The following is a 15819-nucleotide window of genomic DNA, read 5'->3' on the forward strand; positions in this document are numbered from 1 at the left end:
TCCTAAAAATTAGGTTATCGGGCATACTACCAACCTAATATGAGGAGTCTTTTTTTGAGTTTCTTCAGTAAATTTTGATTATATCGATAGGAATTATTAAAATAGATTTATCACGGAATTAAGTTAGGACATGCCAATAATGAGGAGGAGCTAAATGGCAAAACGGGAATTATTTTGGGGGATCATGAGCATTTTAGTTATTTTAAGTGCTTATTTTATTCCCTATACAGTTTTAACGGGCGTTGAAAGGTGGTATGGGAGTTTTCTCCTTTGGATTTTGGTTGGGGTTGTGGTGATTATCATTAATTTATTCATCACAAGGAATTGGAGGTCTTAGTTTGAGCAATAGTTTTATCTGGTGGGGTATTGTTATTTATATTATTGTTTCTTTATATATTGCTTATTTGTCCAGAAGTGGCAAAGAGACAAGCATGTCAGGCTACTTCCTTGGCAACCGGAAAATGAATGGGTTTGTTTCGGCCTTGAGCTATAGTGCGACAACCTACAGCGCTTTTATGATGGTCGGTTTAGCAGGTTTAACCTATCGAGGCGGCGTTGGTGCCTTAGGGTTTGAAATTATTTATTTTGCCGGCGTCACGCTGGTTGCCTTTTTTGGACCAAGGTTTTGGTTAGTTGGAAATAAATATGGCTATGTAACTCCAGTCGAAATGTTGGGGGACCGCTATAATCATAAGTTGGTATCGGTGGTCATTGCTTTAGCGAGCTGCATATTTTTAATCCCCTATAGTGCGGTTCAGTTGGCTGGGGTTGGATATTTGGTTGAGGGAATGACAAACGGGGGAATTTCCTTCACAACTGGTGTAGTCATTGCAACCGTTTTAGCCATTGTATTTTCTTTTATCGCCGGAATACGGTCCGTTATGTGGACGGATTCGTTACAAGCTTTGTTAATGATTGTTGCCTCCACTATTGTTGTTTTACTTCTAATCCAAGGTTTGGGTGGATTTCGTGAGTTTTTTGGCACGTTGGAAGCAAACCATCCTGAGACATTAACGGTGCCAGGAAATGGCTTCTGGAGCTTTGCTACGTTTTTATCCATGACAGTTCCATGGTTGTTCTTTAGTCTTTCCAACCCACAAGTTAGCCAGAGGATGTTTATGCCTTCCTCATTAAAAAGCTTAAGGACAATGTTATTAGGATTTTTAGGATTTGGTCTTGTTTATACGTTAGTTTCTGTTTTATGGGGATATTCGGCCATCATCATGTTCCCAGGTTTGGAAAATGCGGATAAAGCTACACCGAGCTTATTATCTTCTGAACTAGTTCCACCTGTCCTTGGGCTTATCGTCATGGTCGCGATTATTGCCGCAGCTATCTCTACAATTGATTCAATTATGCTAACACTTGCATCGTTGTTTGCAAGAGATGTTTATGGCAACTTACGTAAAGGGGTAGACGAGCGTCGCCAATTAGCCATTGGAAAAATCGTTATGCCAATCATTGCAATCATGGCTTTTGCCTTTGCTGAATTGCAATTGGATCTTATTGCGGTGTTATCAGTCGCTTCTTCCGCAGGACTCGCCGTATCCGTGCCCGCCATCATCGGTGCATTTTTTTGGAAAAAGGGAACAGCTGCTGGGGTGATTGCTAGTGTCTCAATTAGTGGAATCCTTGTGCTTATTCTAGAAATGACCGCAGTAAAACCGTTCGGCTTAGGTTCTGGTGTTTGGGGACTAGCTTCATCAACTGTCTTATTTATCGTTGTTAGCCTGCTTACGAAAGCACCTACAGAAAAAGCAACGGAATTTATTGATTATGTGAATTCAGAGTTGAAACAAAAACTATCACCTAATAAATCTTAAGGTGGTCTAACAAAGTAAAAACCTAGCTTGTAAAAAAACGGCAACCGCCCTTGATGGGAAGGTTGCCGTTTTCATTAAACAGCTCTAACGTATGCGATTTCTTTGAATTTTTCTGTTGCAGCCTTTACATCTACGACAAAACCAAGTTCTGTCAGAGTTTCTCCAATTAGAACAATCGCCTTTTCTAACATATCTTCCGTGGTATTGCCCATATGGCCAATACGGAATGCTTTACCGGCTAAATGAGCCAACGCTCCCGCAACAATCAATCCTTTTTGCGCAAGGGCAGTACGGAAAGCAACATCGTCTAATCCTTCTGGGTAAAGGATGCAACTAAGTGTTGCTGCTGCAGCATTTTCCTCAGCGAGGGCATTCATCCCGTAAACAGCCAAGGCAGCCCTTACCGCTTTTCCGTAGGCAGCATGCCGTTGATAACGGTTCTCCATTCCTTCTTCGAGTACAAGCCTCATCCCTTCATTGTATGCGTAGACAAGGTTTACTGGTGGAGTGGCAAAGTACTTCTGTGGGTCATGCATAATCGGGATCCAGTTATAAATATCTGTGTAGTAAGCTGGTACTCGACCTAATTGTTCACGAGCAACTAGTGCCGTTTGGTTAAAGGCAACAATTGCTAGGCCTGGAGGAACGCCAATCGCTTTTTGTGAACCTGTTAAAAGTACATCAATTTTGGCATTAGCCGCACCGTAACTTTTACTCATATCTTCCTCCATTGCAGCGGTCGCACAAACGCCATCAAGAATAACAAGAGCACCATGTTTTTTTATGATTGGAATAAGGGCATCCAAATCAGCAGCGACTCCAGTAGAGGTGTCTGCGTGGGTAATGGTGACGGCTTTAAAACTTCCTCCCGCAAGAATGCTTTCAACATCAAGTGGCTGAACTTGTTTCCCCCATTCAGATTGGACAACTTCTACCTCATACCCAAAAGCTTCCCCTAATTTGATGAAGCGATCACCAAAATAGCCTTGGCTAATAACCAAAACCTTTTCACCTGGTGCAACGGTATTAATTAAAGCCATTTCCATTGCCAGTGTTCCTGACCCAGAAATAACAAAGACTTCGCCATCGGTCTTTAACATTTCCCTTGTCTTTTCAATTGAACTACGATAAATCGCCGCAAACCTTGCATCCGTGTGGCTACGGGTTTCCTGTCCAAGAGCATCGTAGATTGAATCGACCACAGGTGTTGGTCCAGGTATAAGCAACATTTCCTCATTACGCAAAGCCATCCATCCCCTTAGTGTTTATAAAGTAATTAAACAATTCTATCTTCTATTTTACAGATAAAAAAACCTTTAAACTGTACTTTATTTGTAAACTTTATTACATTATCTACTATTAGATCAGGAGAGCAAAACAGTTTACACATTAAACCCGGATGGTAAAAACCTGGAAGGTGCCTGGCACCTTCCAGGTTTTTACCATCCGGTGATGCCACCAGTGACCCCATCCAAAATTCCAACCCACAGGAGGGACTCTTATTTAGGCTTTCACATGTTCTGGGCCTTTGCCATATCCTTTAAGGAGAACCTATCTATCCGCCGATGCATAATAATTAGCATAGGAGTCATGTTCCTCTACTGGGTTAAGCTATAGGTAACACAGTTTTCCAGTTGACGGGATATCATTCCTCATGTATGATAATCCTGTTTTACATGAAATTAAAGAGAAAGGTGGGTAGGAGTCAAATACGAAAAGGAAGGTTCATTTAAAGCGCCAGGGCTAATTCTGTCCGAACAAGAGAATTAGTTGACGAGGTGGAGGTTTATCGAGTTTTCGGCGGATGCCTCCCGGCTGAATAGCACAGCCGTGATTCCTGCTTTAAAACATTAGGGTAACTTAATGCACAAAGAGAAGGGAATGCTAAAATCTAAAACGGTTGGAGAAAGTATCTGACCTTTATTTAACCAGAGATAAGGGGGCAGGGAGCCCCCGAGGCTTCTTGCCCTCTATCGTCTAAGGAGGAAAAGAAGTATGTGTGGTATTGTTGGATATATTGGATATAATGATTCGAAAGAAATTTTATTAAAAGGCTTAGAGAAGCTGGAATACCGTGGATATGATTCAGCAGGGATTGCTGTCATCAATAACGATGGCGTTCGTATCTTTAAGGAAAAAGGTCGGATTGCTGACCTAAGAGAAGCGGTTGATAACAACGTTGAGGCAAACACAGGGATTGGCCATACACGTTGGGCAACTCACGGAGTTCCAAGCAAAACGAACTCTCATCCACATCAAAGTGATTCTGCAAGATTCACCCTTGTTCATAATGGGGTTATTGAAAACTATGACCTCCTTAAGCGCGAGTATTTGCAAAAAGTTACCTTGAAAAGTGAAACTGATACAGAAGTCATCGTTCAATTGGTTGAACTATTTGTTAACGACGGTTTAACTGTTGAAGAAGCGTTCCGCAAAACGCTAACACTTTTACATGGATCATATGCACTTGCACTTATTGACGAACAAGACAAAGAAACCATTTATGTTGCGAAAAACAAAAGTCCGCTACTTGTCGGGTTAGGATTTGGCTTTAATGTTGTTGCAAGTGATGCAATGGCGATGCTCCAAGTAACAGATAAGTATGTAGAACTAATGGATAAAGAAATGGTTCTTGTCAAAAAGGATGAAGTAACGATTCAGAACCTTAACGGCGATGTCATCAACCGTGAACCTTATACAGCTGAACTTGATGCGAGTGATATTGAAAAAGGAACATACCCACACTATATGCTTAAGGAAATCGATGAGCAGCCAGCAGTTATGCGTAAAATCATTCAAAACTATCAAAACGATAGTGGTGAGCTTCAGATTGATCAGGATATTCTGTCTGCCATGAATGATTCTGACCGTATTTACATTATTGCTGCAGGTACTTCTTATCACGCAGGGTTAGTTGGGAAGCAGTTTCTTGAAAGAATGGCACAAATTCCAGTAGAAGTGCATATCTCTAGTGAGTTTGGCTACAATATGCCGCTACTATCGAAAAAACCATTATTCATTTTCATATCTCAAAGTGGAGAAACAGCTGATAGCCGTCAAGTTCTTGTTCAGATAAAAGAGATGGGCCATAAATCCCTGACAATCACAAATGTTCAAGGTTCAACATTGTCACGTGAAGCGGACTATACGTTGCTTCTTCATGCTGGACCTGAAATTGCCGTGGCATCAACGAAAGCTTATACAGCTCAGCTTGCTGTTTTAGCGATTTTAGCTGAAGTGACTGCGAAAAGCCGTGACATTGAAGTTCCATTTAGCCTTGTCCAAGAGCTAGGGATTGTTGCAAATGCAATGGAGGTTCTTCGTGATTCAAAAGAAGAGTTCGAAGCAATTGCTCGTGAGTATTTATCTGTAACAAGAAACTGTTTCTTTATTGGACGTGGAATTGACTTTTATGTCGGCTTAGAAGGTGCCTTGAAACTTAAGGAGATTTCCTATATTCAGGCTGAAGGTTTTGCTGGTGGCGAACTTAAGCACGGTACGATTGCCTTGATTGAAGAAGGTACACCTGTTATCGCGCTTGCAACTCAAAAATTTGTTAACTTAAGCATCCGTGGAAATGTCAAAGAAGTCGTCGCACGTGGGGCGAATCCATGCATCATTTCAATGGACGGCTTGAACACAGATGAAGATCGCTTTGTCATCCCAGAAGTACACGAATTATTAACACCTCTTATCTCTGTTGTTCCAATGCAGTTGATTTCTTATTACGCGGCACTGCACCGTGACTGTGATGTTGATAAACCAAGAAACTTGGCAAAATCCGTTACTGTCGAGTAATCATTAAACTTAAAATCCGAAGGTAACCTGAATTTTTTTCAGCCCTTCGGATTTTTTTTATTCCTATAAAAGTAATTTCTGTCAGTGCGAAATAAGTGGTAGTTTTTCCCCAGAGAAATTTGTCGATTTTTGTTGCAATTTTATTAGGAAAGTATTATTATGAGTTCATTGTCATTATATTGAAAAAATATTCTAGCAATTTTAAAAAGTAAAAAACAGAGGAAACACTAGTTGGAGGAAATAAAAAAATGAAAGAAAAATTATCCTTTTCATCATATGCTACGATAGGATTTATGTTATTTGCGTTATTTTTCGGAGCGGGAAATCTAATTTTCCCAGCACAATTAGGTCAAAATGCGGGAACCAATTTTTGGCCGGCAGTTACGGCTTTTTTAATCACAGGAGTTGGTTTGCCGTTACTTGGGATCTTGGCGATGAGTTTTTCAGGTAGTCGGGATTTACAGGAGCTTGCAGGTAGGGTACATCCTGCTTATGGTGTCTTTTTCACATCCCTTCTTTACCTAACGATTGGGCCATTCTTTGCAGCTCCTCGTACCGGTACAGTTGCATATGAAGTAGGAATTGCGCCATTTGTAAGTGAAGGATTCCAGCAAACGGGGCTAATTCTGTTTACGGTTCTGTTCTTTGCAGCTACACTTGTTTTTTCATTATATCCTGGACAGATTGTCAATACTGTGGGGAAATTTCTAGCTCCCGGGTTGGTAGGGTTGATTGCTATTCTTTTATTAGTTGTGATTTTCAAGCCAATGGGAGAGATTCAGGCTCCCCAAGAGGCCTACCAAAATGGAGCTTTTGTTAAAGGGTTTCTAGAGGGGTATAATACGATGGATGCATTGGCATCCCTAGTGTTTGGGATTATTGTCATTAAAGCCATCCGTGCGATGGGAGTCACCTCAAATAAGGGAATTCTAGTTTCAACGGCTAAATCTGGCGTTGTTGCAATTACCTTGTTAGGCGCGATTTATGTAGGAATTGCCTATTTAGGTGCGACAAGTGTAGATGTGGTTGGCATCGCTGCAACAGGTGGTCCCGTGTTAAGTAGCGCTGTCTCTTATTATTTTGGCACTATTGGGTCTGTTTTTTTAGCGGTAATGATTATCTTAGCTTGTTTAACAACAGCGATTGGTTTAATGATTTCTTGTGCTGAGTATTTCCATTCACTATTCCCAAGATTCAGTTATAAAACATTGGTTGTTTTGTTTACAGTCGTGACATTTGTGATTGCGAACTTTGGACTTGCCAATATTATTACGTTTTCAATCCCTGTATTAATGTTCTTGTATCCACTTGCAATCGTCTTAATGATTTTGGCTTTCATGTCTCCTTTGTTTGGTCATGCGCGCCTTGTCTATATTTCTACAATAGCGATTACCTTCTTAATCAGCATTTTTGATGGATTGAAGACATTCTGTAATTTACTTGAAATTAGTTATTATGGGTGGATGGTTCCAATTATCGATTTGTATGAACAAACCCTCCCATTTTATAATGAAGGGCTTGGATGGTTGCTACCAGCTTTGATCGTTATCATCTTAACAAGTGTGATTTCTAGAATCCAGCATGTTTCTACTGTGAAAGCCTAAGGACTATTGAATAGTAAAAAAGAGAGCGCTGATATAGAAGGCGCTCTCTTTTTATATATTAAAATCATAATCTATTTTTTACTCTGAAGTTTTTTTATTTCTTCTAAAATATACTTTACTCCAATCAATGTACACAGGATGACGGTGAAAATTAACGTAACGATTAGTGCATGTGTTTGCAGATGGTAAGAGCTATCTACAGATGAGTAGCCTAAATTGGATAGAATCGGTGAAACAATAAACAAACTACTAAAAAATAAAATGATTGTAGCTAAAATAGCTCCGCCAATTGTTTTCAATGTCTCACTCTCCATGGTGAAAATTAAATTTACCTCTGCCCGGGAAGTTTTTCCATTACAACGATTAGAAAGGTTGCAAACGGTCCTAGGAGCAAAGATAGTAAAAACCAGCTCATACCTGATCTATTTTTCCCCTGAGCCAGACCAGCGTTAATGAGGGCTAAGGTTCCCCACCCAACAAAATATCCATTGTCCATAGTAATCACCTTTTCTGATTTAGATTGTCCGGAGTAATTGTACAACCGTATCAATTTCTTGCTTCGTCGTATACCTCCCTAAACTAAACCGAATAGCCCCCATCCCGACGGATTCCTTTACTCCCATTGCTTTTAAGACAGGAGATAAGTTTACTTCGCCTGCATGACAAGCGGATCCAGTCGAGGCTGCGATTTGAGGGAGGGAGGTGAGGATGTCCTGCCCAATTCGATTTTCAAAATTTACATTTAGGGTATTCGGTAACCGATCTTCTGGATGCCCATTCAAAGAAAGACTAAGGTGGGGAAGTAGTTGTAATTGATGCCAGAAATCCTCTCTTAACTGTAGGATTTTTTCATTTTCTCTGTCACTGATAGCGGCTAATTCACAAGCACGACCTAACCCAACAACTTGTAAAACATTTTCCGTCCCGGCTCTTTTTCCACGTTCATGCCCTGCCCCGTGTATGAGTGGCTCGATTTCAATTCCTTCTCTAATATACAAGGCGCCAACACCCTTAGGTGCATAAACCTTATGACCAGCAATCGTTAAAAAATCAATATTTAGCGTATCCACATTTAAAGGAACCTTCCCAACGGATTGCGATGCATCCGTATGGAATAGGATACCGTGTTCCCTGGCAATCTTGCCAATTTCCTCTATCGGTTGGATCGTTCCGACCTCATTGTTTGAATGCATCACGGAAATTAAAATCGTCCTGTCCGTGAGGGCTTGCTCAATATCGAGGGGATTCACTTTGCCGTATTCATCTACATTAACGTAGGTGATTTTCGCCCCATGGTTCTCAAGGTACTTACAGGGGTTCAAAATGGCGGGGTGTTCAATTTTGGTCGTGATGATATGATTCCCTTTTTCTCTGTAACTCTGAAAGACCCCTTTAAGAACATGGTTATTAGATTCACTTCCACCGCTGGTAAAAATCACTTCGTTTGTTGAACAATTAAGAAGCGAAGCAACTTGTGATCTCGCTTGCTCAACAGCCTCTTTACCATGAATGCCGGCAAAGTGAAGGGCAGATGGATTTCCATAATATTGTTCTAAATAGGGTAGCATTGCTTCCTTAACCTCCGGAGCAATTGGCGTGCTTGCATTATAGTCTAAGTATATTTGTTGCACGGATATCCTCCTATCATCTCAAAAACCTAGTTGATATATCTCTCTAAATCTATTAATTCTACTGTAACATCCTTCTGGTCTTCTATAAAACGATTTTCAATGTATCTAATTTGTTCAATTGGAAAAGGGCGGTGTACAACGGAGAACAGTAGAGAAAAAATAAAGGACACAGAAGAAATATATTCTCTCCTGTGTCCTTATAAGTTTGTGGAAATAGTGTTTTTTCTAGATAAAGGTTTCTTTAAACTGTATTGGCCCCACCTACGCCAAATACCATGATGACCACGCATGCCATCCGCCTGCTTTCATTATAAATGGAAACGCTTACATTGTTCAATAAAAACCTTACGACATTTTTCGAGGTTAACAACTTGTATATACATAAAAAGAATTACTAACTGTTAATATCGGATTAAAAGGGAGGCTTATTTTTACCCCCCTGAATAACTATAGGCTAATGGTGTATTTAACCCATAAGATTTTCCAAGTCGATAATAGTGATCAACAATTGAACGGTTTAGGTCTTTGAATTTTTCTGGAACCGGGGGAAGTTTATCAGCTTCTGATTGCTGCCACACCGACTGGCCAGGCGCTACAAATCGGTTATCGGCTATTTTGACCCCATTTGTGACGGTTGCACCATGCATAACGACGCAGTCTCTTCCAATTACAGCATCATAGATATTCGCATGCTGCCCAATAAACGTGTTTTTACCGATAAATAACGGTCCGTGTACAGCAGCATGATGAAGGACGCTGTTCATGCCCTCTAGAAATACGCCCCATTTTTGATTATTTACAACCACGTGCTCTCTACCTGGATGAACATGCATTAAGACATAATCCTGTATATTCGTATATGGGCCAACATAATAAGGATGACCAGAATCAGCACGCAGCAAATTTTTAAAGCCAATATAAACGTCATCGGCAATGGTAATGTCCCCAATAATCATTGAATCGGTTCCGATCACTGCCTTTCGGCTTATCTTTGGATAACTAACACTCGTTACCTCGGCAACAGGTGGATTCTGATAAACAATCGGATATGGATATGGAACCATCTAAACAGTCTCCTCTCTTTTTCCAATCTATAAATAGACTATGAGGTGAAAATACAAAGCAGACGTAATTTTGACCGACATTAGAAACCTTCTTGACAGGGATGAAATACACTTGAAAATTTCAGAGTGGAGAGACTGGGCGCCCGAGATCTTAGTGATATTAAATGATTACAGAATTTCCCGAACGCGAAAGCCCACTTCTTCAGGGTGTGGGAGTATGAGAGAAGTAACTGCTTATAGCTCCAAAGACGGTATTATCAATACCTTACCTTATTGTAGGAAATTAAAATACAATTATATTGAAGTGGAAATGAACCGTACGCTTTCTAAGTGGCAATGGTAGGATATAAGCTAATAAATAATTAACTTCCACCTAAAGTAGGTTGAGCCTCTATATAATAGGTCCAATTTAATCAAACGTTTGATTAATATCGATATCCTTCTTTTAACCATTGCACTGAGTATTTGTACTTTATTTTAGGGGTTTCAATAGATGATGTTATACAACTATAACGAAGTGAAGAATATAGTCCGGAATAATAAGGGAGGTAATGTGTAGATAGCTTTATTTGTTCAGGGTGTCACAATATCGATACATATTCCTTCTCACTTTAGGTCTAAAATAAAGGATATGTTTCATTTACTTTTTTGGGAAGAAGGAATTTCGATTGGTTAGCTCCTTATTAGAAGATCAGTTATTATTATTGTTTATTATTTTATTTATCGGATCCATTGTTGGGAAAGCGAGCATAAAAGGTCTTAGTTTAGGATCTTCTGGTGTGCTACTCGTTGCCATGGTATTTGGTCATTTTGGATTTCAGATTTCGAGTACTGTTCAGCAATTAGGTTTAAGTTTATTTATTGTCGCAGTAGGCCTACAGGCGGGGCCACGTTTTTTTCGGATGATGCGCTCAAGTGGGATTATCTTTGGAATTATTGGATTACTTATTGTGCTGATAGCCGCTATTGTAACGGTGATTGTAGCTAAATTGTTTCATTTTTCTCCAGCGTTAAGTATTGGACTAATGACAGGAGCACTTACGAGTACACCAGGGTTAGCGGCAGCACTACAGGCAACGAACGATCCCTTAGCATCAGTTGGATACGGAATCGCCTATCCGTTTGGTGTCATTGCAGTCGTGTTATTTGTTCAACTTTTACCTAGGGTTTTAAAGGTTGATTTGGAGAAGGATCTAAAAGAGTCTACAGGTCCTGTGCGAAATGAAGAGTCACCAGAATTAATGACGATTGAGGTTACGAATCCTGCTGTTAACAAAAGGACACTGGATGAATTAAAGTTTCATCGGTACAACTCTGTTGTTATTAGCCGGGTCATTAGAGGGAATAGAAATATAATCGCTTTGAACGATACCGTTATTTTAAAAGGAGATTGCCTTGTAGCAGTTGGATTACGGGAGGGGTTAGAGCAACTTTGCAGAGATGTTGGGGTGAAAGTCGAAGCGAATCTCGTTAATTCAGATCACGTCGAGTTGCGGAAAGTGGTCGTGGCCTCCGAAGAAATGATCGGCAAAACGTTAAAGGACATCGGTTTAAGAAAAAATCACGGTGTGACTGTCACGAGAATTGAACGTGGGGGATTTGAGTTCAATCAAAACCGAAAGTGGCGGTTGGAACGAGGAGATGTCCTTACGCTAGTTAGTAGTGAGGATCGCTTAGATGAGGTAGAGACATTATTTAGTAGAAATCATCTAACCGTAACCAATGTTCATCTTTTATCCTTAAGCTTTATTCTGATGATTGGGATTTTATTTGGGATGATTCCTATTCACTTACCTGGGTTAGGGACCATTACCTTTGGGGTTGCTGGGGGTCCCTTGTTTATGGCGTTAATTATTGGCCACTTTGGGAAAGTTGGGCCAATTCAAGCAAGATATTATCAACCTTCCACACGGGTCATCCAAGATATTGGTCTTGTGCTATTCCTGGCTGGCGCTGGGACCACTGCTGGTCAGGGGATAGTCGATGTTGTGAAAGCAGAAGGGTTGGGACTTGTTTTTGGAGGCACATTAATTACGATGGCACCAATTTTTGCGGGATATTTCATCGCAAAGAAATGGTTTAAACTAAGTGTTTTACACTCACTCGGTGCACTTTGTGGAGGAATGACGAGCACGCCTGGCCTAGGTTCAGTAAATCAACTCATTCATTCAGAAGAACCTGCAATCGCCTACGCAGCAGCCTATCCCTTTGCACTAATTTTTGTAGCGATAACCTCGCAATTACTAATCTTTTTCCTATAAGAACTCTCGGAAAGGCCCACTAGGAGTGGGCCTTTCGTTCATCCATATTCTGGATGGTGCCTGGCACCTTACAATTGGGTATAATCCTATCAAAATAACTTTTAATCATAAGCCAGCGGGCAGGATAGGTCGTGATAAAATCATCGAGTACCTCATTAGAGTAAAAGCAAAAACAATCTAGTTGAATATTCGTTGCCTTTAAATCATATAAAAGTGCATGTAAAATCGTATAATGAGTATTTAGTTGATACGGATTTAATTTAACAGGCTGAATTTCATTACTTTCTATACAAGTTAACAGTGATTGTTCTTGAAGTTGATAACTTTCTGCTTTTGAAAGCCCATTAATTTCAATTTGGTCATTGATAAAATAGATCCCGCGCATGGTTTCTACCTCCCCTTAATGCTTTTATTACCTTTATTTCCAATCTGATTCCCTTTAATAAGTGGATTGTCCGGTAAGCCAACACCCGCCCCATAAAAAAACCAAGTAGACATGTCTACTTGGATACAATTTACTTAGTTATTGTAATTGCTTGTCCGCCCAGTTGCTCCCATCCTGCAATAAACGGTTTCTTTCGTAATTTTCGATTTTTTGAATGCAGTGGATCATTTACGTAAACAGAGTCCTTATCATACCCTGTAACCAAGACGGAATGCATATTATATGTGATTTTCAGAGGCCCACTGCTTGTTTTCCACGTTTGCCACTCACCCTCAGGAACGACATCGTAGGTACTTGTAACAATGACCCATACTGGTCGTTTTTGATCCAGATGGGCAATAACCTCACTAAAATCCTTTCCAGTAAAATCGACCACCTTACCAGGTACATACGCTTCAGCTAAATTCTTGATTGGTCCGTGGTATACACCTATTCCAGGTTTCCCCATGGTCCGCATATTTCCAACAAAGCCATCGTTTAAATTCCCTCGAACTCCATTTTCTTCAAACGGAACTTTTGCGACCTTATTAGCCAGTGTCATCTTATCTACAGAAACACCAGCATGATTCAATAACATCGCCAAGCTTGTTACCTCACAGCCTCTAGGCAATTCAGGTTTTTGCTTTATAAAGGGAGCGTCAATAAGAATCTTCTGCTCTCGGTTCTTTTCTGTTGTAGGCGAAGCATTATTTTCAGTTTTATTCTCAACTTGAACGATTGAACTTTTGTTTTCTTTACCCTTTTTTCCCTCTTGAATTTTTACGTTTTCTTCTTTAGAACTCTCCAACCTAATTTTAGGCTGTTCATCAATACTTCTATCCGATTTTGATGATTGAGCTGTCGGGTCTGTTCCACAACCTGCCATAAGGATCAAAGTTAGAGTCCATTTTAAAGGAGTTGTCTTTGACCATCTAAGCGGAATACTAAGCATTTTTTTAGAACGCATTTAGTCAACTCCTAATGAAAGGTGTATGTTTGGTTTTCCCCATTGTTCTTTATGATATCTTAGAGGCTTTGAGCCAATTTTGGTGAGTAGTTGGAAGAATGGGAACCTGTTTCTTCAAGTTTCTCTTGCAGCATTCATCCTTCCGGTGTATGTTTGATATTTGGGAGAACTGTTCCCGCAAAAGTCTTGTCAGGAGACATTTCTAGGTTTTTGTTTTCATACCGTTAAAGGTAGAGAATCCACTAATTGAATGGTAAGGTAAAGCGAATATCAAAAATAGTTAACACAATAACGTTTGATGTAAAATAAAATATATAAAGGAAAAAAGGAGCATTCATATGAAGTATCGTTCAGCTTTTGATATCATTGGTCCGGTGATGATTGGACCATCCAGTTCCCATACCGCTGGTGCAGCAAGGATTGGAAGAGTAGCTCGTACTTTATTTGAAAAACAGCCTAAAAGGGTAGTCATATCACTATACGGCTCCTTTGCGAGTACCTATAAAGGTCATGGGACGGATTTGGCACTTGTAGCAGGTCTGTTAGATTTCGATACATTCGATGAGCGCATAAGGAATTCGCTGCAAATCGCCGAAAAGGCTGGCATGGAAGTGTTTTTTCAAACTGAAGAAGCAGTACCAGAACATCCTAATACGGTGAAAATAAATATGTTCGATGATAACGAAAATGAAATGGAAGTCATCGGAATCTCTATCGGTGGCGGGACAATTGAAATTACAGAAATCAATTCGTTTAAATTGAAGTTATCAGGTGACCCAGCCATTCTAGTCATTCATCGTGACCGTTTTGGGATTATATCTTCGGTTACATCCGTGTTGTCAACATATGAAATCAATATCGGTCACATGGAAGTTGCTCGTAAGGAAAAAGGAGAAATGGCAATTATGGTCATAGAGGTTGACCAGAAGATAGAAGACAAGGTTATTGATGAATTAAGAAGTCTCTCCAATGTATCAAGAGTCATCCGGATGGTCGAGTAGACAGAGAGAGTAAATTAGGTTTAGGGAGTAAACGTGAAAAGCGATTAGATAAACGAAGGAAATACGAAGCATCAGGAGGACAAGCAATGTTTCGAAATGTAGCAGAACTTGTTGCGTTGGCAGAACAACATCAAGTGAAAATCGCCGAGATTATGATCCGGCAAGAAATAGAAGTTTCAGGTCTGACTCGAGAAGAGATTCTTGCAAAGATGGACACTAATCTAACCGTAATGGAACAAGCCGTGGAACGGGGCCTAGGTGGAGTAAAGTCTCAAACTGGCCTAACCGGTGGGGATGCGGTATTGCTGCAAAACTATATTAACAGTGGGAAATCATTAACTGGCCCATTGCTATTGGACGCTGTTAGCAAGGCAATGGGTACCAATGAAGTAAATGCGGCAATGGGCATTATCTGTGCAACTCCGACGGCGGGGTCTGCGGGAGTGGTACCTGGTACCTTATTCGCAGTGAAAAACCAGTTAAATCCAACAAGAGAAGAAATGATTGAATTTTTATTTACCGCAGCAGCTTTTGGCTTTGTTATTGCTAATAATGCATCGATTTCAGGGGCAGCTGGTGGATGTCAAGCGGAAGTGGGATCTGCAGCCGGCATGGCAGCGGCGGCGATTGTAGAAATGGCAGGTGGCACACCACAGCAGAGTGCAGAAGCGATGGCAATCACACTGAAAAATATGCTTGGCCTAGTTTGTGACCCGGTAGCTGGACTGGTTGAAGTACCGTGTGTAAAGCGGAATGCAATGGGAGCCTCCAATGCATTAACAGCTGCTGATATGGCTCTAGCTGGGATAACGAGCAGGATTCCGTGTGATGAAGTCATTGGTGCCATGTATGCAATCGGACAGTCAATGCCATCAGCTTTAAGAGAAACGGCTGAGGGGGGACTTGCAGCAACGCCAACTGGGCGAAGACTTGCAGCAGAAATTTTTGGAAAACCGAAGACGAAATTGAAGGATTATCTGGTATAATAAATGATAGAAAGCACACCAAAGAACTTCACGTTCAGTTGGTGTGCTTTTTTTTAACGAGAACGTCCATGCTCCATAAAGGCGATACGTCTTAGGGTTGAACTGCTAAAATCTGTAGAACTTCTTTGCTTACTTTGAGGTGCCATTAGATCCTGCATCAGACTATTGTTCCTTTTTGTTCCTAGGTCATCTTTCATCATCGATTTCCCCCTCTAAAGAATATTCTTCCCAACATAAAGAATCATCATCAAGAAATTAGT

General features: G+C 40.5%; 14 protein-coding genes. 7 read left to right on the plus strand and 7 right to left on the minus strand.

What is annotated here, in order from left to right; all coding sequences use genetic code 11:
• Positions 1-154 precede the first annotated feature (154 nt).
• Both BMX30_RS11545 and BMX30_RS11550 read left to right on the plus strand, forming a co-directional pair.
• A complete protein-coding gene (locus tag BMX30_RS11545) occupies positions 155-337 on the plus strand; it encodes a hypothetical protein (RefSeq protein WP_090745378.1) in 183 nt (60 codons plus the stop codon).
• Between the two features lies 1 nt (position 338).
• Positions 339-1823 (plus strand): sodium:solute symporter family protein, encoded by a 1485-nt coding sequence (locus tag BMX30_RS11550; RefSeq protein WP_090745382.1) that lies wholly within the window; start codon positions 339-341, stop codon positions 1821-1823.
• A gap of 74 nt (positions 1824-1897) precedes the next feature.
• On the opposite strand, the gene BMX30_RS11555 is transcribed toward BMX30_RS11550, so the two are convergent.
• Complete coding sequence (locus BMX30_RS11555) at positions 1898-3067, minus strand: pyridoxal-phosphate-dependent aminotransferase family protein (RefSeq protein WP_090745386.1); 1170 nt, start codon at positions 3065-3067, stop codon at positions 1898-1900.
• A gap of 751 nt (positions 3068-3818) precedes the next feature.
• Here BMX30_RS11555 and glmS point away from each other — a divergent pair.
• Positions 3819-5621 (plus strand): glutamine--fructose-6-phosphate transaminase (isomerizing), encoded by a 1803-nt coding sequence (glmS, locus tag BMX30_RS11565; protein WP_090745392.1) that lies wholly within the window; start codon positions 3819-3821, stop codon positions 5619-5621.
• A gap of 248 nt (positions 5622-5869) precedes the next feature.
• Positions 5870-7225 carry a branched-chain amino acid transport system II carrier protein gene (gene brnQ, locus BMX30_RS11570; RefSeq protein WP_090745395.1) on the plus strand — a complete coding sequence of 452 codons (1356 nt, stop codon included), beginning with the start codon at positions 5870-5872 and terminating at the stop codon, positions 7223-7225.
• A gap of 71 nt (positions 7226-7296) precedes the next feature.
• On the opposite strand, the gene BMX30_RS11575 is transcribed toward brnQ, so the two are convergent.
• From BMX30_RS11575 to BMX30_RS11585, 3 genes are all read right to left on the minus strand, one after another.
• Positions 7297-7524: a hypothetical protein gene (locus BMX30_RS11575; RefSeq protein ID WP_090745398.1), complete on the minus strand. Its 228-nt coding sequence runs from the start codon at positions 7522-7524 to the stop codon at positions 7297-7299.
• A 216-nt stretch (positions 7525-7740) separates the two neighbouring features.
• Complete coding sequence (locus tag BMX30_RS11580) at positions 7741-8856, minus strand: cysteine desulfurase family protein (RefSeq protein ID WP_090745401.1); 1116 nt, start codon at positions 8854-8856, stop codon at positions 7741-7743.
• 431 nt (positions 8857-9287) lie between these two features.
• Complete coding sequence (locus BMX30_RS11585; RefSeq protein WP_090745403.1) at positions 9288-9920, minus strand: LbetaH domain-containing protein; 633 nt, start codon at positions 9918-9920, stop codon at positions 9288-9290.
• A gap of 668 nt (positions 9921-10588) precedes the next feature.
• Here BMX30_RS11585 and BMX30_RS11590 point away from each other — a divergent pair.
• Entirely contained in the window at positions 10589-12181 is a 1593-nt protein-coding gene (locus tag BMX30_RS11590) for an aspartate:alanine exchanger family transporter (RefSeq protein ID WP_090745407.1), read from the plus strand.
• Positions 12182-12200: 19 nt separating this feature from the next.
• Here the strand turns inward: BMX30_RS11590 and BMX30_RS11595 are convergent, their stop codons facing one another.
• Both BMX30_RS11595 and BMX30_RS11600 read right to left on the minus strand, forming a co-directional pair.
• A complete protein-coding gene (locus BMX30_RS11595; protein WP_090745410.1) occupies positions 12201-12566 on the minus strand; it encodes a hypothetical protein in 366 nt (121 codons plus the stop codon).
• Between the two features lie 130 nt (positions 12567-12696).
• Positions 12697-13572 (minus strand): C39 family peptidase, encoded by an 876-nt coding sequence (locus BMX30_RS11600; protein ID WP_244532572.1) that lies wholly within the window; start codon positions 13570-13572, stop codon positions 12697-12699.
• Positions 13573-13910: 338 nt separating this feature from the next.
• Between BMX30_RS11600 and sdaAB the strand changes: the two genes are divergently transcribed.
• Both sdaAB and sdaAA read left to right on the plus strand, forming a co-directional pair.
• Positions 13911-14573 carry an L-serine ammonia-lyase, iron-sulfur-dependent subunit beta gene (gene sdaAB / locus BMX30_RS11605; RefSeq protein WP_090745413.1) on the plus strand — a complete coding sequence of 221 codons (663 nt, stop codon included), beginning with the start codon at positions 13911-13913 and terminating at the stop codon, positions 14571-14573.
• Positions 14574-14659: 86 nt separating this feature from the next.
• Positions 14660-15559: an L-serine ammonia-lyase, iron-sulfur-dependent, subunit alpha gene (sdaAA, locus tag BMX30_RS11610; RefSeq protein ID WP_090745416.1), complete on the plus strand. Its 900-nt coding sequence runs from the start codon at positions 14660-14662 to the stop codon at positions 15557-15559.
• Positions 15560-15612: 53 nt separating this feature from the next.
• Here the strand turns inward: sdaAA and BMX30_RS23550 are convergent, their stop codons facing one another.
• Positions 15613-15759 (minus strand): hypothetical protein, encoded by a 147-nt coding sequence (locus BMX30_RS23550; RefSeq protein ID WP_170843858.1) that lies wholly within the window; start codon positions 15757-15759, stop codon positions 15613-15615.
• Between the last annotated feature and the right edge of the window lie 60 nt (positions 15760-15819).

Origin of the sequence: Mesobacillus persicus (assembly GCF_900109925.1) — a bacterium.
Classification (GTDB): domain Bacteria; phylum Bacillota; class Bacilli; order Bacillales; family Cytobacillaceae; genus Mesobacillus_B; species Mesobacillus_B persicus.

Coding starts and splice junctions, on each gene's coding strand:
- BMX30_RS11585 (WP_090745403.1), bottom strand. CDS start 9,920: ATGGTTCCATATCCATATCCGATTGTTTATCAGAATCCACCTGTTGCC.
- BMX30_RS11545 (WP_090745378.1), top strand. CDS start 155: ATGGCAAAACGGGAATTATTTTGGGGGATCATGAGCATTTTAGTTATT.
- BMX30_RS11595 (WP_090745410.1), bottom strand. CDS start 12,566: ATGCGCGGGATCTATTTTATCAATGACCAAATTGAAATTAATGGGCTT.
- brnQ (WP_090745395.1), top strand. CDS start 5,870: ATGAAAGAAAAATTATCCTTTTCATCATATGCTACGATAGGATTTATG.
- glmS (WP_090745392.1), top strand. CDS start 3,819: ATGTGTGGTATTGTTGGATATATTGGATATAATGATTCGAAAGAAATT.
- sdaAA (WP_090745416.1), top strand. CDS start 14,660: ATGTTTCGAAATGTAGCAGAACTTGTTGCGTTGGCAGAACAACATCAA.
- BMX30_RS23550 (WP_170843858.1), bottom strand. CDS start 15,759: ATGATGAAAGATGACCTAGGAACAAAAAGGAACAATAGTCTGATGCAG.
- BMX30_RS11600 (WP_244532572.1), bottom strand. CDS start 13,572: ATGCGTTCTAAAAAAATGCTTAGTATTCCGCTTAGATGGTCAAAGACA.
- sdaAB (WP_090745413.1), top strand. CDS start 13,911: ATGAAGTATCGTTCAGCTTTTGATATCATTGGTCCGGTGATGATTGGA.